19 protein-coding genes and 1 tRNA gene are annotated in these 23102 nt (G+C 58.2%); 5 read left to right on the top strand and 15 right to left on the bottom strand.

Annotation, left to right across the window (positions count from 1 at the left end; genetic code table 11):
- Positions 1-865, top strand: an 865-nt coding sequence (locus SO139_RS26135; RefSeq protein ID WP_498540844.1) for a hypothetical protein, incomplete at its 5' end; no start/stop codon positions are given.
- Positions 866-2266: 1401 nt separating this feature from the next.
- A tRNA-Ile gene (locus SO139_RS26130) sits at positions 2267-2342 on the top strand.
- Between the two features lie 669 nt (positions 2343-3011).
- Here SO139_RS26130 and SO139_RS26125 read toward each other — a convergent pair.
- From SO139_RS26125 to SO139_RS26080, 10 genes are all read right to left on the bottom strand, one after another.
- Positions 3012-3272 (bottom strand): hypothetical protein, encoded by a 261-nt coding sequence (locus tag SO139_RS26125; protein WP_498540843.1) that lies wholly within the window; start codon positions 3270-3272, stop codon positions 3012-3014.
- Positions 3273-3753: 481 nt separating this feature from the next.
- Positions 3754-6264 (bottom strand): hypothetical protein, encoded by a 2511-nt coding sequence (locus SO139_RS26120; RefSeq protein ID WP_498540842.1) that lies wholly within the window; start codon positions 6262-6264, stop codon positions 3754-3756.
- A gap of 61 nt (positions 6265-6325) precedes the next feature.
- Complete coding sequence (locus SO139_RS26115; protein WP_498540846.1) at positions 6326-7315, bottom strand: AAA family ATPase; 990 nt, start codon at positions 7313-7315, stop codon at positions 6326-6328.
- Entirely contained in the window at positions 7315-8745 is a 1431-nt protein-coding gene (locus SO139_RS26110) for an integrase catalytic domain-containing protein (protein WP_498540841.1), read from the bottom strand. Before SO139_RS26110 ends, SO139_RS26115 begins: the two co-directional genes overlap by 1 nt.
- Positions 8742-9710, bottom strand: coding sequence for a hypothetical protein (locus SO139_RS26105; RefSeq protein WP_498540840.1), 969 nt, complete (start codon positions 9708-9710; stop codon positions 8742-8744). Before SO139_RS26105 ends, SO139_RS26110 begins: the two co-directional genes overlap by 4 nt.
- A gap of 35 nt (positions 9711-9745) precedes the next feature.
- Positions 9746-10585, bottom strand: a complete 840-nt coding sequence (locus SO139_RS26100) for a hypothetical protein (RefSeq protein WP_498540839.1) — start codon at positions 10583-10585, stop codon at positions 9746-9748.
- Between the two features lie 395 nt (positions 10586-10980).
- Positions 10981-12096: an AAA family ATPase gene (locus SO139_RS26095; RefSeq protein ID WP_498540838.1), complete on the bottom strand. Its 1116-nt coding sequence runs from the start codon at positions 12094-12096 to the stop codon at positions 10981-10983.
- A gap of 452 nt (positions 12097-12548) precedes the next feature.
- Positions 12549-12950, bottom strand: coding sequence for a DUF6634 family protein (locus tag SO139_RS26090; RefSeq protein ID WP_498540837.1), 402 nt, complete (start codon positions 12948-12950; stop codon positions 12549-12551).
- Between the two features lie 55 nt (positions 12951-13005).
- Entirely contained in the window at positions 13006-13776 is a 771-nt protein-coding gene (locus SO139_RS26085) for a metallophosphoesterase (RefSeq protein ID WP_498540836.1), read from the bottom strand.
- 59 nt (positions 13777-13835) lie between these two features.
- Positions 13836-14153, bottom strand: coding sequence for a DUF6634 family protein (locus SO139_RS26080; protein ID WP_498540835.1), 318 nt, complete (start codon positions 14151-14153; stop codon positions 13836-13838).
- Between the two features lie 926 nt (positions 14154-15079).
- On the opposite strand from SO139_RS26080, the gene SO139_RS26075 reads away from it, so the two are divergent.
- On the top strand, positions 15080-15373 hold the full coding sequence (locus SO139_RS26075) for a helix-turn-helix domain-containing protein (protein WP_498540834.1): 294 nt from the start codon (positions 15080-15082) through the stop codon (positions 15371-15373).
- Here SO139_RS26075 and SO139_RS26070 read toward each other — a convergent pair.
- Positions 15344-15658 (bottom strand): P27 family phage terminase small subunit, encoded by a 315-nt coding sequence (locus tag SO139_RS26070; RefSeq protein WP_498540833.1) that lies wholly within the window; start codon positions 15656-15658, stop codon positions 15344-15346. The two genes, SO139_RS26075 and SO139_RS26070, sit on opposite strands and share 30 nt — an antisense overlap.
- 450 nt (positions 15659-16108) lie before the next feature.
- Entirely contained in the window at positions 16109-17131 is a 1023-nt protein-coding gene (locus tag SO139_RS26065; RefSeq protein ID WP_498540832.1) for a hypothetical protein, read from the bottom strand.
- Positions 17132-17358: 227 nt separating this feature from the next.
- Here SO139_RS26065 and SO139_RS26060 point away from each other — a divergent pair, with 227 nt between their 5' ends.
- Both SO139_RS26060 and SO139_RS26055 read left to right on the top strand, forming a co-directional pair.
- Positions 17359-17706 carry a hypothetical protein gene (locus SO139_RS26060; RefSeq protein WP_498540831.1) on the top strand — a complete coding sequence of 116 codons (348 nt, stop codon included), beginning with the start codon at positions 17359-17361 and terminating at the stop codon, positions 17704-17706.
- A 2-nt stretch (positions 17707-17708) separates the two neighbouring features.
- Positions 17709-18545, top strand: a complete 837-nt coding sequence (locus SO139_RS26055) for a hypothetical protein (protein WP_498540830.1) — start codon at positions 17709-17711, stop codon at positions 18543-18545.
- 200 nt (positions 18546-18745) lie between these two features.
- Here SO139_RS26055 and coaD read toward each other — a convergent pair whose 3' ends face one another.
- The 3 genes from coaD to SO139_RS26040 all read right to left on the bottom strand — a co-directional run bounded on the left by coaD (position 18746) and on the right by SO139_RS26040 (position 22638).
- Positions 18746-19240, bottom strand: a complete 495-nt coding sequence (coaD, locus tag SO139_RS26050) for a pantetheine-phosphate adenylyltransferase (RefSeq protein ID WP_498540829.1) — start codon at positions 19238-19240, stop codon at positions 18746-18748.
- Positions 19241-19612: 372 nt separating this feature from the next.
- Entirely contained in the window at positions 19613-21376 is a 1764-nt protein-coding gene (locus SO139_RS26045) for an ATP-binding protein (protein ID WP_498540828.1), read from the bottom strand.
- A complete protein-coding gene (locus SO139_RS26040; protein ID WP_498540827.1) occupies positions 21373-22638 on the bottom strand; it encodes an SIR2 family protein in 1266 nt (421 codons plus the stop codon). Before SO139_RS26040 ends, SO139_RS26045 begins: the two co-directional genes overlap by 4 nt.
- Positions 22639-23102 lie beyond the last annotated feature (464 nt).

The following is a 23102-nucleotide window of genomic DNA, read 5'->3' as shown; positions in this document are numbered from 1 at the left end:
GAATAATTCATTGGAACTCATGGCCACCGAAGAATCAGCACTGGCAAATTTCCAACTGCAAATGGGCGACGCGCCGAACGCGCTCGCCGTCAGTCACGATCCGGGGTCCGACGCCCTGGTATTGGTCGAGGCAGCGGTTGACTATCGCTGCGCAATATCAATCCTCAAGGAGGCATTCACTTTAGCGGACTTAGAAGCGGACGATAGACTCAACGATCTCTTTCACAGACCTCGCATCGCGCGCTATTTCCTGCTCGTTCTTGGGCAACACGTCATCGGGGCTGGTTTGGTTCGGCTAAACCCTATGATCCCACAGTCGATATATGTTCCATACATTGCTATCCGCGCGGCCGACCGCGGAAGACTATCTACGCGGAGGATGAAGCACCTGTTCGCCAAGTTCACGCGGGAGATGGGCGCCCGCAGAATTCTGGTCGAGGCCGAAAGCCCGCCTCGCATGCTACGCGATAATCACTATCGGAAAGAACGCATGCAAAATTCTGCTATGAGAATACATTTGCTGCATCGCGTCTTAGGCACGATCTTTATTGACGATCCGGAACGGGCAATCGCGTATACACGGCCAGCTTCCGATGATCCGCAGAAGGTGAGAACGTCACTTCTGCTGGGCTTCGTGCCTCTCGAGGCAGAACCGGCACACTTCTTCAATCCCGAGCGTACCGCCATAACAATTGACCGCTATCGGCAACTCTATGTGGAACTTATGCAACTGGATTACGGCACCGAAACACTTATGCCCACGCCGAGTCAGCTGGCCGGAAGATACCCCGCAATTCGCGATTTCATGACTCGGACGGATGCTCTTCGCAGGGAGCGCTGTTGGGTATCGCTTCGTCCCTCCTGATTGTCCAACCCCGTTGGCCGCAAAGAGTTAAGCGTGACGGCTCCGACGCCATCCCTCATCAAGTGCTCGCGACCACCTTTTGTCCGATCTGCGAGAGCAATCCTGTAGGCGCCCGAACACACCGCCCGCAAGCGCGAACTAATACGGATCATCATCGCTGTCCACGGACACTACCACGAAAGCCGCGTTCAGCATTTCCGCGTCAAGCGTCCTACCGATCCGCATCCAGAGCGTCGGCCCCAAAGTCGATCGCGATCGGGTCGCGACTGCCGGTAAGAGCATCAAGTGCGATCATCACAAAGACGATCGCAACCTGCGAAAAGAAGATCAACACACTCCCCTGAGCCCCGTTGGGGGCGCAATGAACGTTCGCCTGGAAGAACGACGCGAGCGGATACGAACGCGAGTGAGCCCCGTCGAATGCAACACGTTGTCCCGCGACTCGGAATGCGTACCGATCCGCTCGAGCTTCTTGACCAATGGCCTCAATGACCAAACCGGTCTGATGTTTCTGGAAAATCGGTCCAAATTGAGTTCAATGTTTACGGACGATCCCAACTTTGCCGTCTTGAAGTTTCGGGGAGTCGGTCGGGTCTTTCGGAAGTGAAAATGTGAGCGGGAAGGTCTTGGCAAATAAAGAGTTGAACGCGGCCTGCTCCTTTGCAAGGCGTCTCTCGATTAGCTGGCGTTCTACGTCCGACAATCTCGTCCTTAGCAGCAGTCGACACCGGTGTATATTGTTGCGGTGAGCACGAATGCGAGCCAAGTCTTCATCGAGCATTGTCACTGAAGAGTCATGTCCTCTTTAACGTCGAGCAACAGCAGAGATTTCGCAGCTCGAGACTCTGGCGTCCTTTAAGAGTGTGCACCGCTGATGGTGCTTTGTGGTGAGTTGACCGATAACGGTATAAAGTCGCCCAGCTTTTGAAATGACTCTCGTTCTCTAAGTCGTTTTTCGCTCGGGAAGCGCCTTGCCTGATCCCGCTCGCAGCTTGGTCCATACATAGACGATGCCTGGTATCGATTGCTGCGATGACCTGCCTCGGGGCGTCTGAAATGCGCATTTGAGCAGCGTTTTTGAAGGATTCCTTCATGCCGGCAAGAGCATGGCTTGGGCAGAGTAATGAACCGATGCCGCCCAATGATGAACTCGTGGTGAAAGCCAGGCGGGCACCGCTCCAGCCTTGCGCGCGTACAGCCTGAGCTTTCCGCTCTAGCTTGGCCAGCACTAGCTGCTCCAGCGCGCGGGTTTCCAACTAGTTCACTTTGAGATTGGATAACCAGGCTACAGATGATAACGAAGAGTTGTTGCGGGGGAGTTTGCAACGGTCGTTGATTGGCGGGCTCCCGCGGCACACTTGGGGAAAAGCAATGCCGTTTGGGGCTTTACTTGTCGCGGCGGGGCCTGTAGCTCAATGGTTAGAGCCGGCCGCTCATAACGGTCTGGTTGCAGGTTCGAGTCCTGCCGGGCCCACCAACATCATCAATGGCTGTCGCGCCAAACTATAAGTGAGTCGATTCCAACAATTTTTGAGTCGATTTCCAAGGATTCTTGAGTCGATTTGGCACGAAACTGAAGAATTTTGAGTCGATCCTCGGCAAAAGCAAGGCCCTTCGCGGTTAGCCGTATCAGAAACAGAGGAAGCCGGCTCTCGCGAATGCGAACCACGCCGAGTCAGTTGATGTCTGAAGTTGACGTCCTCCCGGGGACACCTACCCGCACATTAAGCTCAGGCGGACCCGGTACTCCCCAGATATACATCCAAGAGGATTTTTTCCCCTCGCGAAAACGGCCCAGGCGAGAAGGGGAAATGTCTAGGCTGAAGCGCTTCCGTTCCTTCACGAGATTCGCGATTCGGAGATGACGAAGGATAGGACGCGCCTGGACATGTCCGAAATGACTTGACATCAAAGAAACCGACCGACGCGAGGAACCGGCTAAGGAATCCAGCATTTCCTTATTTCGAATCCCGCCATCGGCGCAACGACGATCTCAAGGATTCGTTAGGGCTCTGCTCATTTCTCCCTCTAGACTCGGGCCATGGCGACAAAGCGGAAAAACTCAAGACGAAAGCCAGGCGGCCAATCGCCGGGCACGGGAGGACAGGCCAGGAAGAAGGCCAAGAACAGGAAAACACGTCCTCACTCAATTTTGTTGGCTGACCTCTTCTTGTGGATCAGGGTCGCCGATGAATGTCTCTACCATCCCACAGGAGCTTTGGGTCGGGCGGCGAAGACGGAGGGCTACAGCTCGGTCGGGAACGTCGTGCAGCGCCTCGATGTTCTCGAAAGCCATTTTGGAAGGCTCTTTTATCGCAACCCGCGGCGCGCTGATCCGCCAGGTCGTGATCGTCGGCAAGGCGCGCGTATGCGCATCCGCACGAACGGCGCCCGAACTGACGCTCAAGAGCCCGCTCAGCGTCTCTTCCCCCGGCACGCTCGCCTGCTGCCAGGAGAAGGACAGTATAGATCCGGCGTGCTCAACTTCCGCGGAGCTGCCCTCGCTGAGCTCTTCGTAGTCATCGAACTACTATACTCTCGGGCGTTGTCTTTTGGGAGATCCGGGTTCCTTGACGAATTGCATAAATTAAAGGAGGTCATTCTTCACCTAGCGCCGAGAAGTGCACGTCGTGTGCTGGACGAGTTGGAACAAAACAGAATCAAGGCCAGCTTGGCGTGGTATACTCGACAGTCGAAAACCGGACGGGCGCACCATCGCAAGAAGATGTCCGACTGGCCGACTTTCAGTCCGTCGCCGGTTAAGCCGCGAACTCGGCTTTCGCGCACCTCCGCGCGGTCACGCGGTTGACGCCGCAGCTGATCGCGGCCCGATGGATGCTGCTGCCGCGCTCGACCATGTCGAGCAGCTCGCGTTTGGTCGAGAGCGGTTATTCGCCGTGAGCACTACGGACCGAATCTGGCGGCATCTCGGTCGACGCCCATCTCTTGGCTGTCGCATAGCTAACTCCGCAGGCGATCGAGGCTTGATGTACGCTGTTGCCGCGCTCGACCATGCCGAGCAGTTTGCGCTTGATCCAGCGAGGATGGGCGCCGCGGATGAATTCGGGTCGCGCTACGTGTTCCTCGACGACGGCTCGATCGAACACCGGAACGCCGCCAATCTTTAACCAGAACAGCGGCTTGATGCCTGCGTTCTCAAGCCAGTTCATGACTCCTACGTAACTTACGTATCCTGAAAGCCGCATGATCTCCGGAACGAATACGATTTGCTTCGCCAGCCTTTTTACCTCGGCACGACCGAAGGGAGTGACCTTTTCGGTCGCCGTCAGATGCCCGGTCGCGGCCAGCTTCTGGACCGCGAAGATCGTGCAACCGAGAATGGAAGCGGCCGTCGCGTAGCCCACCTTCGAGGCATCCGATAGCTCTTGCGCCGCCGCGAGCTTACCTAGAGGGCTATCCGGTCCACGTCTTTGGCCTGTCGGATACGATCGGAGCACTCGCTCCCTCGATAGCTCCTCGACACGCCGCTGCAACGCTCTCTCCACTTCGGAGCGCGAGTAAACCTTCCAGCCTCCGCGCTTCAGCTCCAATCGGGGAGCGATTCCATGCTGCTTCAGCCACGCCGAAGCTTCGCGGTACGTGTTGAAACTGCCAGTTCGTGCGACTTCGGGGGCGAAGATCATTTGAACGGCCAAGAGTTCCACCTCCCGGCGTTTGAAATGGGAATACTGCGCGGCGTCCTCGTATTTCTTTAGCACTCCCGCCTTCACGAGCCGCCAGACCGCCACCTCGTTAACCCCAAGAATCTCAGAAGCCGCGGCGTTTCCAATCCATTCGGGCTTTGAGCCGGACTGCGCGGAACTCAGACGCCGGATCGCAGAAGCGAGCGCGCTCGCGTCGCGTACCGCCAGTCGATCGCCAAGGGACTTGCGGGACCTGTCTGCCTTAATGCGGAAGACTTCGAGTTCGCCATTTAAAATCGACTGGACGATTCCACCCCAAGGCACCGCCTGGACCTTGCACGCGCGCACAGCGACTCTCAGCCTGAGGCAATCCTTCGGCGCGCGGCGCGCGATGCGGCTCTGGATACGTCGCTTGAGCGTATCGACCGATTGACGGGTGTAATATGCCTCCGCTTTCAACAGCTTGAGCACGAGGCCTTCCACTTTCTCGAGCAGCCCTAGCTTGTGCAGTTCATCGATATGCGCCGGATGAACGCCAATAGCGGCCGCGGCGCGGGTCGCCGAGATCGTGTTTTCCTTCTCACACAGCAGCGGCTTGAGCGCGGCTTCGGACATCATCACCGGCCCGCGCTTGACACCTTCGAGTTTGGTCGTGGCAACGATGCCGCTCTCCGCGAGGTGACTCAAGGATAGCCGAGTGATGCCGTACTTGTTCGCCAGGCTCTGTAGGGGCTGCATGTCCGGATCGCGTCTAGCCGCGACATACGCTTCCGTCGCTCGCCCCAGTATGGTCTTTGCTTCCTCACAAAGGCTCGGCTCTACGATTGAGAGAGGACCGATCTCGGCCCATTTACCGTATTTCTTTTCCCGCGGCTTGCCCCTGGCTTCGCGGCGCAGGATGTCTCCGAACATCTCAAACCCTGGCTGACCTCCCAGGAGAGCGCGGCCTCCGATCGAGAGCATTCGAGGCGTCAGCCAGCTCCAGCTTGATCCTCCCTTCCTCCGCCTAACGGTCTGCTGCTTGTCCCAGTGATCCAGGTCCAGCATACACGCGAAGGTGAGGCCGACCTCGAAGAGATCGCCGGCGGTCAACGATGACCACATCTCCGGCACCAGTCTCCGTGATCGGTCCTTGCGCTCGGGCGATGGATCGATGAGCCCGATCAGAAAATCCAATGCCTCCTCGTCGTCGACCTGTATCTTCGACTGGGGAAAGTCGCGCAGATCGAGCCCGGGATAATACCAAGTGAACTGCCCGAAAATTTCCGGACGACTGCAATGGTCGCAGTAAGAGACGCCGTAGGTGCGGGTCCAGCCAAGGGAGCGCTTGCATTGCGGACACGAATCTATCAGCAGCTCCTTGGTCGCAGGATCGAACGACAGCGGTCTGAGCGACCAGGTCGCTCTCATGTAGTCCCCGTTCTTCAGCGCACCCGGTGCGACGCGTCGGAGTTCAGGCTGACGGTACATGGCGCGAAGAGGTTCGCCGAAGAAGTCGATCCAGCCTTTCCGCCCTTCGACGGACCGGTGGAACATGCGCGCGATGGCTTCGACATCCTCGGTACCGGCCCATTCGGCGATCGAAGTTGCCAACAGCGACGACTGGCTGCTGAGCGATCCGAGTCGGACGGTTCTGATGCCGATTGAGGAAAGTGCGCCGAGTGGGCTTCTGAGGAAGTTTCTGGCGGTCGCGCGGACAACGAAGCCGGCGAGACTCTCGTCGGTCGCGGGTTCGATTGGAAACGCGAGAGGCATTCTCTATTCTCTTGATCGCTGACGGTGGAAAGTCGACTGCGTCGCCTCATTGGCGACGCACTCACTTCTGGAATATTTGGGCCGACCTCAGACCCTCGCGGAACGGGTTGTAGGGGCTCATGTTCTTGGGGATCGCCCAGAGATCGACAGCCTGCAGAAGATGATCGCGCAGTACCTGGGAGGATCCTTCGTCGACGGCGATGAGCGCGGCCTGTTCAACGATGCGCGACACGACGCCGAGGCGCCCGGAACTCGCTGCGTTAAGACAGATGGGGACGTCGCCGGACAGGAAATCGGACTTGTGCTCGAACAGACCATGCTGCTTCAGCTTCAGTCCCACCGCGCCGCAGTAGTTCTCGAATATTTCGCGTTCAGCACGGTTCGTCCAATCCAGGCGGGAGTAGTCGATCTCCTTGATGCAGCGACCCGCTAACTGGGTATCGTTGAAGACCACCGACCGCGCCTCCTCGATGCCAACGAAGGCCATCGGAACGAGCCCCCGAATCAACATGGTCTTCAGCGTGTTCGTGAGATTGGTGGGTTCCTCCGAAGGAGCCCTCTTGTCCTTCTCTTTGTCCTTTTCCCTCATCAGATGTTGCAGCTCGTCGATAATCAACAATTCGACGTTGTGTTCGTTGAGGTAGTCGTATGCAAGTCGCAGGAGATCCGACGTCGTGCCTTTCGTTGGGCCGCCCAACGCTCGCAATATCTCCTGTGCGAGGTTCTTGATGGTGGTCACGCCTTCGAGAGAGATGTGGAGCACGATCCTCTGCTTGAGCGCGATCTGCTTCGGGTCCATATCGGCCGGATAAAGCCCACGCGCGATCGCATCCTTGGCAACGATCGTCTCGAGGTACATGCGGACGGCCGTGCTTTTGCCGCTATGCGTGGGCGCGAATATGCACGCCCAACGCTTCGGCTCAAACGGCGCGTCGCGCCGCGTTTTCCGGAGGTTGTCGAAAACCGCGTAGGCCCGTTCCAAGCGGTTGTGCTTGATGCGCATCTTCTCGAATTCGGCGAGTATGCGGCCATGAGTATTCTTGTCCGTCATCACAGGTCCTCCTCGAGTTGTGAGAGCCGTTCCAGCGCTTCTGCCTTGGTGAGACCGATCTCCGCCGGCGTCGCCGAGCCCGCTTTGCGGTCGGTTGGCTGTCGAGCGGACGCCGCCGGCTGTTCCTTTGCCTTGCGGGCCCTGTTTCGTTCGCGTGTGGCGGCTGCGTTCCGGGTCGCTTTCTCGCCTCCGCGGCGCACGCCTTTCTCCGGACGTCGATCGTCCGTACGTTCGCCAGCAGGGATCGTCTGCGGGACGTCAACGTCAGGCCGTTCGATCGCCGCCACCGGCTCCTCAGTGAGGACGACATGATCGCCGGCAACGAGTTGCGGCTTGGAGAGATAGACGGCATTCTTCCGCGCCTTGCCGTACTGCAGGTGAGGATGGTTCTCGCGCAGCGATCTGTCATAGGCCGCTCGCGCTGCGTGCATTTCCTTGTCGGAATGAAAGGCCATATTCCGCTCGTGGGCGAACTTTCGGATGTCTTCCGCATCCTTCCAAGACAGGCCGTTTGCGAATTCCGGATACCAGTTCGGCAGCCTGACGTTCTTGCGCCGTACCCAGTCCCATACATGAATGAATGAGACATCGCCGGGATCCCAAGTGACCAGGACCGCGACCTTGCCGCTCGATAAGCCCTTGCGCTGACCGCGTTTCTTCGCGTGCCTTAGCAGGCGATCTAGGAGGTCTGACGTTATGACCTTGTCGTGGAATCTTTCGCCATTGCAGGTGATCCCCGACGTGGTGAGAATGGCGCTTGCCGATCGACCCAAGAGCTTGTCGAGTTCGCCGACATCGTCGATCGTGGGTCGGCCATTGGCCAGCAAGCCGTCGCGCCATCGAAGCGCTGGAACAAGTTTCATTTCGCCATGCTCCTCCACATGATAGACGGTTACTATGGCTTCCCACATGCGGTCATAGAGCCACTCGAGCGTCTGAATGGCTTTCGGCCGCGGATCGAGTCCCCTGGCGGTCATCTCCTGAGGTTTGTACGGAACGGCCGCATCGAGCCGGTGCCAGACTAACGCGTTCAAGACGCCGAAGGCCCGCTCGGCGTACGTCTTGAATTCAGGCGACTTGACGGGCGCCCAGATGACGTGAATGCCCGCCGCCTCGCAGCAGACCTGGAACGAAATGCCCGTGAATTCCCAGCCGTTGTCGACGATCACGGTGAGCGGCTTTCCGAAGCCGTCGGTTGCGCCCTTGTGGTATCCGTACCTCTCCGTCAGGAAGGACTTTTTTCGTACCACTTGTCGCAGACACCGTATGGCGGAGTAGACGGAGGGCCCTTCATAGGTCAACACCGCTCCGAGGATCATGCTCGAGTACACATCGATGGCCAACGTCAACCACGGTCGCTCGACCAAGACGCGCGTTCCGTTCTTGTCGTACAGCGCCGCCCAGGTGTCGATGCGGGTATGATCGATCATGACGTACTGAACTCTGTGGCCTTGATGGCGCGGCCATGCGCCTTGAAACGGCGACGCGCGGAAGGTTCGCCGTACTTCTCGCGCCACGACCAGTAGTTTTCACCACTATTGATCCAGAGCCTCAACGTCTCCTTCGAGGGGCGCGTTAGCTCGCGCAGATCGAACGGGAGCAAGTCGTCAATCTGCTCTGTATGGCCTTCCTTCGCGCGGGACTCTTCTAGCCTCCTTCGCTCCTCGGCGCGCCTGTCGTTCTCCTTGTCGAAACTTTCGTAGAAGCCGGAGATCACGTCGCACTTGCGCTTCGTGGGAATCGACCAGAAATCGGTATTCATGATGACCGCGAGTTCGAGCGTGAACTCCGGCCAGCGCTTCCCGCGGTCGTGACGGCCGTTTCTGGCTAAGAAGCACGCAAGCGGCCTTTCACCGGGCACGCCACATTCGTCGACGGCGCGCAGAACCTGCTGCCACGAAGGCTTCATGGGAAGTTTGCGGTCGACGCGCGCTACCTCATAGTGGTCGTCAATGAATTCTCTGATGCCGACGCGCCCTCTGCCCGCCGGTGCTTCGTCGTAGCGGATAACGTAGAATCGTAGGGTCCGCGCCCACTCGAGCCGGCTGGCGGCAAGTCGACGCCGGGCGGACTCCTTGAGCGTGATGTTGGGCTCCTCCGGATCCAAAAGCGCGAGCGGATCGATGTCTTCGATTTCCTCCGCGCTCCTGCCCCGCCGTAAGTCCGAAATCCGGCAGGCGCGCCGATCCGAGCGCATGTCATCCCATTGCGGGATGGGGAAGTTGAACTCCTGGTCCGTTCCGAACAGCGTGAATCGTAGGACTCCGTTTGAGAGCCGCTTCCTGAACTCCAGTACCAGGACGGCTTCGTGACCGGGGACCATGACGGCGTACTTCTCGCCGATTTTTACGTCGCAAGGACTCAGATCCACGTCGAAGCCGCTCGGAGCAGCCATCGACGCTGGGCCGGCTTGGGGCAGTAAGACTTGGCTCACAGGATTGCTCCGCGATCACCGACGAGCATCACCAGGCTTTCGGGGTTCAGTCCATTCGAGATATCCATGCTGACGACTCGCCGAACGTGCAGCGCCGATAGCTTGGCTTTGCCGATGGGCCCTGATCCCAGAACCCAGGCCGCCTCCTCGTACGGGAGGCGGCCACCCGCCCGCTCAATCGCGTGCGACACGCGACCGACATCGACCATCGTGATGCGCGTAAGCGCGCGGGACCAGATCTTGTCAACGCCCTGCGCTATATGACCGCTCGGAAGGTCTTTCGATTGCAGGAGATGCGCGAACGACCATCCGATCCTGCGATAGACTTCACGCGCCAGATCCAACTTGTGCAGATAGGATGGATCGACCGCGCGTCGATCACCATCCGTCTTCGTCTCGACGATCAACGTTCGCCAATCGAAGGACTCGGACGTGGGCTTCCAGTCGAGCGCGGCCGCCCAAAACGGCTTTCCGTCAGCCAGGTCGTCCAGGAATCTTGCGTCGACGACGAACTGGAAATCGGGATAGAAGGTCAGAATGCGGTTCGGGCCCCCGACAACGTTTATGTCCAACCTGTGGGGCTGGCTCCTGATGTAGCGGAAGGGGCTTGCCACTTCCGCTAGGCGGATCAGCGGCCATTCTGATTGCATCGATTCCCAAGTGGTGGCACGGAATCCCGATTTCACGCAGGTCGGGCTGCCGGTCGGATGCGGCTCGCGCCCTGTGATCAATCGGCGGGCGGCGGCGCCGGCCTCCGACTCTCGGATCGTGGCCAACGTCCGTGCTTGGCGGAATTCGAACTCTCGCTGCAGGACGGTTTTCCAGACTTTACCCATTCTCTCACTACTCGCGGTCTGCCGCCCGATCGGAGTTCATCGCTTCGGCGATCGCCGATCAACGCTTTGATGATTCCAAAATCGAATCTTGGCGACGCTCTGCCTCGCGGCGTTCCCGGTCAGAGTTCGATAAAATCCGCCCTCATGATGTGCCTTCCGTCTCGAGCATCCGGCAGTCTTCGGCCTTCTGGCGTGAAAGCTCGTGTTGATCGGATTCAGCAATCTTACCGGCGTGCGATTGCGGACGCCGCGCAAGATCTCGTCGACTTCCTCGACGCGCAGATAGCGCTTCATCGCGAGCCGTTCCGCCACGGCAAGGATGACCGCGCGGTTCTAAGATCTTGACGTGTTGTTCAACGGGAAGTCAAAGTGGCGTTACGGTCAGTAACGGGTGATTAGTTCCTTACGGCGCAGAGGTCGCGCTCGCGCAAAATCGCTTCGACAACACGGCGAAGGCGGCGCATCGAGCCACCGGACCAATGCCTAGCTACAGCGGCATGCTCAATCCCGTCCAACGGCGGCACCCAGTTGCGGTCGAGACCCCGTTCCTTCGCAAGGTCGGCGAGCACGGCCGGCAAGAGCGCATCGAGATCGTTCGCCGTCGGAATCGGAAACCTCACGATCCGGAAGCGGTCCCGGATGGGGCTCGGCAGAGGATCGAGGGTATTGGCGGTCGCGATGTAAGAGACCCGTGATAGATCGAGATTCGTCTGCAATGCCGGATCCGGATATCGGCAATTGGTCTCGGGCTCGAGAAAGCCGAGAAGCGAATCCCAGAGACGGCCGTAATCGGAGCGGGTCGCTGCCTTCTCAATTTCGTCGATCAAAACGAGCGGGTTGGCGATGCGGCCCTGCGCGATGGCAAGGAACGCGTGGCACGGCTCGGCCGAGTACCAGCGACGATCGGTACCGCCAAATACGGCACCATCTGCGCGGCTGCCATCGGTGCGCCAGACGCTGACACCTAATACCTCGCCGAGACGACGCGCGAAGCGGCTCTTGCCGCCACCGGGATAGCCGACGAGTAGAAGCGGGCGCAGATGAACCGTAGCGCGACCGACGAGATCCGCTAACGCAAAGTCAATCACTTCTTTCGCATAGGGAAATTCGAAGATCAGGATGTTGCGTGCGCCGTGAAGCAGCGGCGCCTTGACGAGCGGCAAGGCCGTATTGATCGCGCCCCGGAACGGAGTCACAATTTCCTTGAGCTTGGTATTCTTCATCTCCGCGTCGGATAGACGTGCGACGATCAAATGATCCTCGGGAACAGCCTTCGCCATAGCCTCGGCCTGTTGCTTGTCTGTTGCCTTCTTGTCGGCTTCGTTCCTCCTCCGCAGTTCTTCCCCAATCTCCTTTTCGGCCTCGCGCCGTGTCTCAACTTCGGCGTCGTGGATGCGTTGCTGTGCCATGCGACTTCCGAGCCACGCAGCGTTCGCGACCGCCGACGCGCTTGGCTGCAGGATGTCGGTGCAAACACTCAGTGCCGCCCAGCCGTAGACGAGCCGCTCCAACTGGCAGCAGAGTTCCCTTTCAACGTCTCTCGCGCGTCCCTCAAACGCCTGGACCAGCGCCTTGCCGACGCGCCGGTGCTCCTCGAAGAACGCGCTCTCATGCGGCGTCGGGAGGCTCAGGAGACGCACAGAATCGGCAAGGCTCCTGAGATTGGGCTCGTTCTGAGCGACGGCACGACGGTCGAGCTCAGTCGCGAGCGCCAGGGCATTGTCTAGGTTTGGGGCTATGGTCCAGGCGACACCATGTGGGAGCTGCGGGCAAAGCTGTTCGATCTCCGCGATCAACCGCTTCTCGACATGGTCAGCACATTCGAACGACAACATGGCATAGCGCAGGAGCCGCGGCAGGCCCTTGAAGCGCTCGTCATCGGCAGAATCGGCCGCCGCTCCCGTCGAGACGACGTCATTCATCCTCGTCGGATCGGCATTGTCGGTGTCGTCCTTCGTGTCGCTCATGCCTTGGTCTCCCAACCATCATCATTTCCTGTCGGACCGAAGGGAGCGTCGCCGCGGGCTTTGTGGACTGTCTCCCAGTTGAGGTGACGCCCCAGCTTGTAGAACCGCGACAGGGTGCGCGCCCATGTATCGTTGGGATCGGCGAACCAAACGGACGACGGAACAACGGCGCGATCCCCGAGCAGGGGATGCCCCTTGACGTAGCCGACAAGCCGCACGCCATCCTGCGCCATCACCGCCATCCAGTTGTCCAGGAAAGGCGCGTCCTGGAGCGCGGCCAGAGAGTTGGCGCCCGTACGCACGAGCCGGTCGCAGTCTTCGGCCAGGGCACGTAACCGGGGTGCCAGACCGGGTTCGATGCGAGCGGGGTCAAGAAAGGGAAATGAACTTGTCAGCATGGGAAGCTACTCCATTCCAGGAACCGGGATGGTGAGGACACCGCGCGGGAGGTCGTCACGAGCCGATCTCGAGCACCAGTCCGCCATCAAAATTTGGGTTCTCGTTGCCATAGCCGTGCGGATTGCAAATCACCCTGGTTATCCCGACGCGATAGTCAGAACTGTGGTGGATGTGTCCGTGTACGAACAGCGTGGGCTGGTACGTCTCAATCAGCGCGGAGAGATCCGAAACATAGGCGGCCGTTAGCCATTCGCTCCGGAACTCCGGTAGTACCGAGTTCAGATGGACGGCGTGATGGCTGATCGCCACGGTCGGGCCAGCGAAGGGCGTTGCTAGAACTTTGCTGAAGTAGTCGCGCGACTGATGGTGCAATAGAGCCGCTTCCTGCGGGCGGAAGCGTCGCCACGGCTCCTTCTGGAATCCGATCCTTCTGTGGTCGTTCATGCCATTCCTGCAGACGTTCATCACGCCGGCACGATTGACCTCGCCGAAGATTGTGTAGTCGCTCCACAGCGTCGCGCCGACGAAGCGCACGCCGCCGAGAACGACCGAATCGTTCTCCAGGACATGAACGTTGAACGCCGGCGCATGCGCGTACGCCAGCGCTAGTTCATCGCGGATGAAGCGCCGGTAGTACTCGTGGTTGCCCATCACCATCACGACCGGGATGTGCATCGGCACAATGCGGCGCAGATGCTCGAACGCGCGGAGGGCGCCGTCGCAGGTATCGCCGGCGACAACGACGGCCTCGCCCCCCTCGAGGACCGAGAACGTCTTGACCGGATAGGCGTCGATGTGGAGATCGCTGAAGATCTGGCTCTTCATGCAGTGCCAACCTTTATGTGATTGCAGCAGTCCGATCGGCGCGCGGCGAATTGCCCGCGCTACTTGATGTCACACGATTCTGCTTGCTGTTCTCCAAGCCGATACAGCTTGGTCCAGGTGCGCGCCCATCTCTTGTTCGGATCGATCATCACCAGCTGCGACGTGTGCACGCGGGAGCAATTTCCGAGCATAGGAAGGTCACATGACCTTGCGATGAGACATGGGGCGGGAACAAACCCATAGGACCATTGATGGAGGCCAGGGCTGGCCCGCAAGTCTGCTTCCGACGGCGATTTGCCCGAGCTGAAATCGCGAAGGTCGCTCGCTAGCTTTTCTAATTCGTGCAGCAGAGCGCTTACAGACTGAGCGTGGACCATGCTTCTCACCCATGATTGATCGGGGGCGTAGCCGCCGGGCGGCAATCGAAGCTCGCCGCGTGCGAATGAACGCGGCGTTTCGCATTCCAATGGGAGGGTCAGCTATGGGCGTGCGAACTGTGTAGACAGCCAGCGCAGGTGGAGTTGCCTGCAAATCGGATCAAAGCGAGCGCGACGTCGCAAAGCAGACAGTATGACGACGCGAGCCGCGGGATCTCCTTCGATGGCGCAACAGAGGACGGCCGATACGACAGCGTCGGCCAAAGGATTCATCATTCCGCAGCGTTTGAGACTGAAGATCGCGATACCAATGGCGACTGCTGCGTCGCCGGAGGCTGCCTGAAGCCATCTGCCATCGCTTACAACGGTAGAGGCAATCAGGGCCTGGCGGATTTCGGTTACATGCACACTGCCGAGTTCTGTTGGGGCTTTGGTTCGCCACCATTGCACGGGCGATCGCACCGCAGAGCGCCGGGCTGGATGGAACAGGAGCTTGCTTTGGTCCACACTTCCGTATTGCACGCGCATATTTTGTATCCCCATGCTCGTCTGCAGGTCAGAAATCTGGAAAATGGAACGTTCACCTTTGAGCTTACTTGCTCAAGACGCAGGTCCTCGCCCGCAGCGATGAAATCACGCAGCGGCCATTTATCGTGCTTTTGTCTGCCTTGGGCTGTCTCAGCCATTCCGAGCCTGCTCCTCGAAGGAGAGCAAGCCGCTAAGGATTAGTCGACGGAAAGGGCCCCTTGCTGGCCCTTCTGAGGCCAAGGATTCATTTAAAGAGCCGAGCCTATCGCTTTGCCAGGCAAAGACCTGGCAAGGATTAAGTTGTACGTTTCGTTCCGGGAATTAGCGGCACCTCTTCTGTCCCACTGCCCAAGGCGCCATGCTTAACAACGTCCTAATGATATCAAACTTCGAAGAATTTGAAACAGCAGTCCAAAATTAACCTTAACGCGACCGAGCCGAGCATCTCGCCTGCTCAGCTGAGGGCCGCTCGAGTGTGGCTGGGATGGAGCCAAGAGTATCTTGCAAAGCAAGCTGAGGTCGCCAAGGGCACTCTGAATCGGTATGAACAAGGCTTTTCGATTCCCCACTCAAATAGCCTAAAGAAACTTCGCAGAGCTCTTGAGGTAGCCGGCATACGCTTTCTGTTTAGAGGCTCGATCGCGACAGGCATCGAGACACAATCAGACTTGCCTCATCCCCATGGCTCCTGAGCGGATCTTCGCCATCTGTTCGATGACCTCTTCGGCCTGTCTCAGTTGGGCTGCGGCGCAGCAGTAGGCCGCGAGCCGCCCGACGTCGAGGACGGTCAACAAGTTCAGCCGATGCAGCTCGGGCGCGATGCGATGCCAATCTTCCTTTGCGTAGGCATTCAGATGCGGTGGGCGGAGGAGGACATTCCTCGGTGCGTGCAGGCTCGGGCGGTGAGCGCGCCGGGCGCTTGCCGGGATTGCCCTTGAGCAGGCGAGATGTGGATGTTCAGGCGGCGGACCGGGCACGAGAGCCTCCTTTCCGGCCCCAACCGGTCCCATCCTACCATAGTTTCGTCAGATCGCCCGAGGTCCGCTTGTGAGGAGGTCATAACGGACGTTGGACGCTCACCGCGGGCAGGTCGCATGCGTTTTCGACGACCAAGTCCCATGGCGGATCTCCTGGTATTTGGCGAGGCGAAATCCGGTGGCCAACGCGATTGAGGCACTGCCGAAGCGACTCTTTCGCACTGGACAACCCTACGCTGAGAAGTAGTGTCGACCGCTGAGGGTGACGCAGATCGCGTCGAAATGGGGGACGACGTGGCGCTGGCGCCGACTGCCAATCAAGTTTCCGTGCGAGAAGTGCTTGCGAAATTCAAAGCCGAGTTTGCCCAGGTGGCGCATGCGGTCGAGAATGGCGAGTTCGCGTTGTGGGTTGGTTCAGGCAACTCGCGACAGGCTCCTGATCTCGGGAACCTAATCGAGAAAGCATTCGATTACATCCGCGAGCGGGCAATCGATCCGGCGACTGCTGCGGCCTTCCTTCCAGCACTCGAAGAAGCGCTCAATCTTGCTGAAATCGCCCCCGCGAGCGTCCAGACACAGTATGCACAGCCGTTGGCCGTATGGCCACAACACGATGCGATCGTCGAACGCCTGTGGACTAAATATTCGCGTGTGCTCGACATCCGCATTCCAGGCACGGATGCGGATTTTATCCTTTGGGACGCTATCGACATCCGAAGCGCCTTTGAAAATCCGGCACCGCCTGCTGAAGCCTCTCTTGGGATACATGCGAACAAGATCGTCCCGCAGGGCTTTCATCGCTTCTGCAGTTGAAGCAACGTTCAAAGTCACTTGCTCTATCAAAGCGTTGCTTATTTGCTTAAGCTGTTGAAACAGCACAGGACCGAGGGCTTTCTCAATTTCCGACGTGGGTATTCTAGACTCATGCTCGAAGCCCGCCTCTTCGAACTTTTGCCAAGCCTTTTCCAGTAAGGTGTTGCGATTATCAATCGCGCCTTTCACCTGGTGATAGCGCTCTTCTTCGATGATCGCTCGCTGCCACACGGCGCCACTGGATTGAATCAGAAAGCCAAGATTATTCTTATTAAGCTCAACGCGGATGCCATTGTCCAAGGGCGGCCCAGGCATAATCTTAAACCACGCGTCCGGAGCGCCCCGGTGCGGATCAATATAATTTCTCTTATAGAGAAACTGATGATTCAGAAACTTTGTCAACACCGACAGCGCCAAATTGCCTTCAATGACTTCCTTGTCGATACGCTCCCGCGTCGCCCGTCGATTGTTGAAAGAAAAGGTAGCAAAGGCACCCGCAAATATTGAAAGCGGCGCCCAAAAGGCCCCGAGCACTTCTTTGAATGTCAGCGAGCTAAAGAAGTTTGACGCGCCGTCGAGCGCAAAGTGAAACAGACTGGGCATTTCCCCCCCATGATTGAAAAAAGCAAATCTGACAACAACGGTTGTGTCAACCGGCATTGGCCACTTGCGGATGCCTCTTGGGTCCTTCTGGGGCCGCTCCCGGTGCGGGTGGACGCGCGACCGTCCGACTTGGCTAGATATAAAATTTCAAAAGTGACTTTCTGTTCTCGAATGCGCGTCTGCCTCCAAACCAAGGGCATGCGCAGCGGCTACTGGATTGGGCTGTAGCGGAATAGCCCATTGTCCGACGTTGAAGGCAGTTCAATCGCCTTCAGGATGACCCGATGCCCACCACCACTCCGCTGTATCCGCCCGATTTCCGCGCTGCGCCCATTTCACCGTCCGCTCGGAAGCGACGCAAAAATCCGCGCACCGTCTCGATGCCCGAGCGCGTCGGACCGTTCGCGAGACTTGTCATCGCCGAGATGGCCCGCCAACGAGTGACTTACGACTCGCTGGAAGAGCGCAGCGGCGTGCGCAGGGCTACGCTGAAGGCGTGGAGAAAGAAGAACCGTCCCGGTCTCGAGAGCATCGAGGCGGCCCTGGCAACGCTCGGATTCGGCCTTGTCCCCGTCGCCGCACTTGAAGCGCTGAGCCCTGAACTCGCGGGCGAACTCACCGCAATCCAATGAATATGATCGCCAAGCTCTTCGCCCCCAAGACTGCAATCAATTCCGCAACGATCCGCGTCGAGATCGAACGGGCTGAATCTGAAATCACTGCACATAGTGCCAAACTTGAGGGCGTGCTTGCCGGCATTGCCGTCATGAATGATAGCCAGCATGCGCAAGCTGAGGGCGACGCCGCAGCGATCAAGCGTGCAATCATGCGACTTGAAGCGCGCGCCAATCATCTGGCCGCCGAGCTTCCGAACGTGATCGCGGCTGAGGAAGCCGACGCAAGGGCCGCCGCCGACGACGCATTGCGCCAGCGTGCAGAAGCCGCGCGGAAGGCGAACAATAAGGAAACCGCCAAGCTGCTTGCGGACTATGCCGTCCACGCGGGGCGGGTTTCGGAAGTAATCGCAAAGCTCGAAGCGCTCGACGTCGAAACGGCGGCCGTGAACGCAGCGCTGCGCTCCAATCCCGTCGCCGAACCCGTCGCGTCATACGACGCAATTCACCGAAGGAGCCCCGACCGCCCGGCGGGCGAGCGAGGCGCGGTGCGGAAGTGCTGGGTCTACCGTTACCCGGGCTCACCGCGCGATACGGACAAGGCGAAGTTTCAATACGAAGCTCCGCACGAGGTAGTTCGGCAGGCGGACATCGGCCGTGACGGCAAGGCAGTCCCGGTCCCGGCAGTCCAGCACGACTACTATGGTCGCGTGCTCACCATTACCCCCACCCTTGAAGACCGCGAGGTTGTTACCGAGCGAGTGTCCTTCCGTCCTGGCCAGAGCGAGGCACCGCTGTCGTCGGTGCGGCTCCCGCCTGCGTTCTCAGGCGAAGACCACATTTGGCCGCGAGGATAACAGCAGGCGTCCATCGCTTGAGGTCGACTTGCTTAGGCCGATTTGGCGCTCGACCGTCGAAACAACGTTGGCGCACAAACATGATGTCTGGCTGTCCAACAATAGCGGCGCAATAGGAGACTGACCCAGAGGTCCCGGAAGGGCCACTTGTATCCTTTGGACACCTCCTTTGCGAAAGCCACTACAGCGGCCGAGAGCGATCACTTCGCAAACTTGATCCTGAGACGTGAGGCCACAAGCTCCGGAACAAAATGGGAGACGTCGCCGCCCATTCCCGCGATCTGCCGCACCAAGGTTGCTTTGATGGGGCGCATCACCGGCGAAGCTGGGAGAAATACGGTCTTTACCTCTGGCATCATAGTTTCGTTCATCCCCGCCATCTGCATCTCGTAGTCGAGATCGGAGCCGTCGCGTAAGCCGCGGATCAGGATCGAGGCGTGAACGCGTTTCGCCGTGGTCACCACGAGATCATCGTAGGTTATGCAGTCAATCTCACAGCAAACTTGAGCCGCCACTGGCAGGATCACAGCATGCAGCATCTCGATCCGCTCCTCGCTCGGAAATAGCGGCTTCTTGCCGGAATTGATGCCGATAGCCACAACTAGTCGATCAACCAATGCCGCGGCCCGGCGGATCACGTCGAGGTGCCCATTGGTCACCGGGTCGAACGTCCCCGGGTAGAGTGCAATCCGCATCCTGCTCTCCTCGACTACACCACACATCTGCTACCTTAAAACACGTCCACCCAACCTATATCATGCGGTGTGGCTCGCTATCATGCTAGGGGCGCCCATAAGTCCGCTGTGGGTCAATCGCGTCGCTCTGACACCGCGACCGCGACTTCCGGTCTAGCCCAACGAGCAGACATCGTCGATGCCGATCGGCATGAGGCCGTCCGCTATTCCTCAACGACGAGCAACCGAAACTGAGTGGGTAACTATCTGATCTCCCCTTGAAGGCGGACCTTGATCCGCGATCAGCCGGGGCTGCTTAGTATGCGAATGACTTACGGGTGGGAAGCGAATGTCTGAGAAGCGCCTATCGATGCGCCTCGTCGCGCCCCGCCTTCAGGGATCATGCGGAGGCTGGTCTGCATCTTTAGCGGATCCTTCCTGGGTATTGGAAGGCGATATGCGGGCTTCTCGTCTCGCCTTCCAAAATTCCTGATAGGTGGGGCCACGTGAATCTGGCGGGCTCGTCGGCGCGTGAACGAATACCGGCACCGAAGCAGGAAGGTCAGGCCCAATAACAACTGCTTCTCCAGGGCCTAGCATTGGGATGAACTGCGCCGCGCCTCTGTCGAGGTCGCCGCAGGCGCTTTCGACAGTATCGCGATCTTGTTTGTTCGTCAGGCGATGGACGAACAGGGTTCCGAGCTGACTGAGAACATCATGTGGTATGTCCCGCGGTCGCTGGGTGGCGAGGACGCAAGTTAGACCATACTTTCGACCCTCCTTTGCTATGAGGCCAAAAGCGTCGAGGTGGGTGCTGCCATACTCGTCACCTACAGTCTGGCCTAAAAATTGATGAGCCTCATCTAGGAAAGCGACCAATGGCTGACGACGAAATCGACCCGCACGGGCGAGCCCAAGCAGGTAGCGGCCGATTATGTTCAGCAGTATTTCTCTCGTATTGTGTTCGAAGCGGACATCACGAAATGAGATGATTGCAATGTCCCTCGAAGGATCGTCGATAAAGCTTTCGATCTCGTCAACGAGCGACGTGCCATTCGTTTGGAACAAGCATTCCAGCTCCGGCGAATGAATCTGTGTGTTGATTCGAGATATCAGCGTTTCGCAATATCCGGCCGTCGTCGGGTCGACGGTTCCAAAGTTTGCCGGCGTATCTCGGTCGGATTGGTACACGCATTCCGCCTTGATCTGATCTGGCAACGACGCGATGTCAAAATCACAGTAGGGCGAATGAATAGATTTTGAGTTGGCTTTGATGGCATCATAGAACGGCTTGCGTGCTCGACCTCGTTTTGTGACCAAGCCATCGAAGTATATCACCCCCTGGGGCGCAACAGCGCACGTGGCAGCAACGAGTTTTAGACTCTTGATCGCTTCTCTTAGCTTTGGTCCCTGGCTTTGTCCCGACGGTCGAAAAAGGCTAAAGAGGTCATCCTCTGTGATCTTTCGGTAGGGAAAGTGAACGAGCCTCTGATCCCTATCAGGAGCGCCGAAGACAAATACGCTATCGACAGAGTCGATGTTGACGAACTCACCAGTCGGATCCAGAAGGATGGCTCTGCCGCCGGCCTTCTTTAATTCTTGTAACAACGTCGCTAGTGTCCAGCTCTTGCCGCCGCCTGTAGCCCCGAAGATTCCGGCGTGCCGCCCAAATATCTTTTCAGGTGGAAGATAGATATCTACACCATCCGCAGCGTCGATCCGGCCGATGTTCAGCGTGATATCGCCAATCTTCGCAACCGCATTCCGGATCAGGGTTGCCAGCAGCTTACCGTCGGCGAGGTGCACGCTGTCGCCGATCTTAGGAAATGCGGGAATACCGCGCGTCAGTTGATGAGAACCTTGTTCGACAGCGGCGAGCAGCTGAACCCGCCCTATAGGATTGGGATCCGTCGCCTCACCCAAATGCGGCTCGACGCTAAGTCGCTCGGCGTCCGGAATCCGTGTTTCGATCACGCGGCCGAGGAGCTTTACTCGATCACAATCGATGAAGACAAAGTCCCCGACGCCACCGCGTGACAAACCTCGTCTTCCTGGCCGAGCGGTAGCCTGGGGAAAATTGACTTGAACCTGGGAGGCCGTGACGTGTGTCACCGTCCCTAGATAGAGTTCGGGATCGACCGGGCTGGGTAACCTCATCCCAAGCGCTCCTCATCATCTCGGATCGCGCGCATCCGAGCGACATGACGCTCTCGATCAGTTTCACCGACGAGGTCGGGTAGCGCTGTAGCCAAATCGGCAAATCGACCATTCACAAGGTGAATGCGAGGATCGCCGCCCGCTGCAAGTTTGTAGAACCCTTTCAAAAATGGATTTGTCGTGGCTGGTGCCGCTGCGACGATATGATCGCCCCCGTCAATGTCCGCCGAAGCCAGAAAAGCCGGATCACAAATGACGAGCCGAAGCGACATATTGGCCTCAACGGCCGCAAGAATCGGACGACTCAAATGATCGTCATTGAAGCCAAAGCCCGAAACGATCAGGGCAGTGTCCGGTTCACGAAGCGCAGCTTGCAATGCGCTGATCATGTCAAGATATGGCGCTTCAAACGCCTCTTGGTATTTGCTTGAGCGCGGATATATCAGGATTGGGTCGCCGACTGGCCCCTTGGAACGAACGATTTCGCCGTTGACGCGACGCCAGTCAATCGAGCCATGCAACTTGTAGAGATGGAAGACATTCTCGATGTAATCGGGCGTATCCTTTGCAGCATCCCTTCTTACGATATCATGATCAAAGTGCGACCGATCATAGACCTGCTCCAGTGCGTGGGAGAACCCGTCGATGATTGTGAATCTATGCCGACGTGCAGCCTCTTCAAAGCAAAGATCATAGTTTGTGGTAAAGAAGCGCGCCCTCGGCTTCCTTAGACCTCTTCTGCCGATCTTTTGAATGAAGCCGGCGTGAGCGTCCAGCGTTGTCTTTGTCCCCACAAAATCAACGCGATCCAGAATTGCGAGTTCAGCATCTTTCACAAAGCTACGGACAAGTGTTGTCTGCGCGTCCTCTGCCGTTTCATTCAGCTCAAGGTAGAGCTTGCAAAGTGTGAGAAGCTTTTCGATGTTTTCGTTTATCGGTGAAGACGGAAACATCCCGCAGACCCTCGCGAAGGTCTCGTCTCCGGCCCGGACTCGCACCGCCGTCCACAAATCTGACATGCTGGCGGGCGTCTTCCCAATCTCGTTTTTTGCCGCGAACGACGAACCTGAGCCTGTCAGCAAAATGAGATTGGTTGAGTTCAATGCATTGAGAAGCGCACTCTCAAGCGCACGCTTGCTGCCGATGGCCTCTATTCTATTTTCAGTTTCACTAAGCTTATCGGCGTAGGCCTTCCAGCCTTCATCTGGCAAATAGAGGCGCAGGAGCTTTGGATCGGCGGGATCAGTCACCCAATTCGGCATTTAGTTCATCTTCCTAGAAGCCGCAATTTACGATACAAGAAAATTACCGGACTATCACCCAGGTTGTCCTGTGATGTCTACGGATGGCTGCTGTTATACTCAGAGCATTTTCGACGGCACTCGGCTCTTGGGGCCCACAGGTGTTGGCGCAAGCGACGGGCGAAAGATCGTGGATTTGAAGAGTTTGTACGGATATTTGCAGATTAATCAGATCGACTTAAGGTTGGGGCGCTAGAAATTTGACTGCTAAAACCAAATCAGAGCGCCTTAGGCGCCTCGTCTCGCACGGCTACTTCGCACCAGAACTGCCACCGTGCTTTGTATCTGAAGGTCTCGCACGCTCTCGGAAGACGATCCTCACTGCGATAGATGCGCTACCGCTCGACCGGCGGGGAAGACCGGATCATTACTCGTTCATTTCAGAGCCGGCATGGTTCTATTTCCCTCGATTTGGGAAAGAGGAT

This window comes from Bradyrhizobium sp. UFLA05-89, assembly GCF_059803475.1.
Note: the sequence above shows the minus strand (reverse complement) of the source record. Positions and strands in the feature narration are given on the sequence as shown.

Coding starts and splice junctions, on each gene's coding strand:
- SO139_RS26045 (WP_498540828.1), bottom strand. CDS start 21,376: ATGAGGTTACCCAGCCCGGTCGATCCCGAACTCTATCTAGGGACGGTG.
- coaD (WP_498540829.1), bottom strand. CDS start 19,240: ATGCGGATTGCACTCTACCCGGGGACGTTCGACCCGGTGACCAATGGG.
- SO139_RS26060 (WP_498540831.1), top strand. CDS start 17,359: ATGCCCACCACCACTCCGCTGTATCCGCCCGATTTCCGCGCTGCGCCC.
- SO139_RS26120 (WP_498540842.1), bottom strand. CDS start 6,264: ATGCCTCTCGCGTTTCCAATCGAACCCGCGACCGACGAGAGTCTCGCC.
- SO139_RS26105 (WP_498540840.1), bottom strand. CDS start 9,710: ATGGCTGCTCCGAGCGGCTTCGACGTGGATCTGAGTCCTTGCGACGTA.
- SO139_RS26085 (WP_498540836.1), bottom strand. CDS start 13,776: ATGAAGAGCCAGATCTTCAGCGATCTCCACATCGACGCCTATCCGGTC.
- SO139_RS26055 (WP_498540830.1), top strand. CDS start 17,709: ATGATCGCCAAGCTCTTCGCCCCCAAGACTGCAATCAATTCCGCAACG.
- SO139_RS26090 (WP_498540837.1), bottom strand. CDS start 12,950: ATGCTGACAAGTTCATTTCCCTTTCTTGACCCCGCTCGCATCGAACCC.
- SO139_RS26110 (WP_498540841.1), bottom strand. CDS start 8,745: ATGATCGATCATACCCGCATCGACACCTGGGCGGCGCTGTACGACAAG.
- SO139_RS26100 (WP_498540839.1), bottom strand. CDS start 10,585: ATGGGTAAAGTCTGGAAAACCGTCCTGCAGCGAGAGTTCGAATTCCGC.
- SO139_RS26080 (WP_498540835.1), bottom strand. CDS start 14,153: ATGGTCCACGCTCAGTCTGTAAGCGCTCTGCTGCACGAATTAGAAAAG.
- SO139_RS26040 (WP_498540827.1), bottom strand. CDS start 22,638: ATGCCGAATTGGGTGACTGATCCCGCCGATCCAAAGCTCCTGCGCCTC.
- SO139_RS26115 (WP_498540846.1), bottom strand. CDS start 7,315: ATGACGGACAAGAATACTCATGGCCGCATACTCGCCGAATTCGAGAAG.
- SO139_RS26065 (WP_498540832.1), bottom strand. CDS start 17,131: ATGCCGGTTGACACAACCGTTGTTGTCAGATTTGCTTTTTTCAATCAT.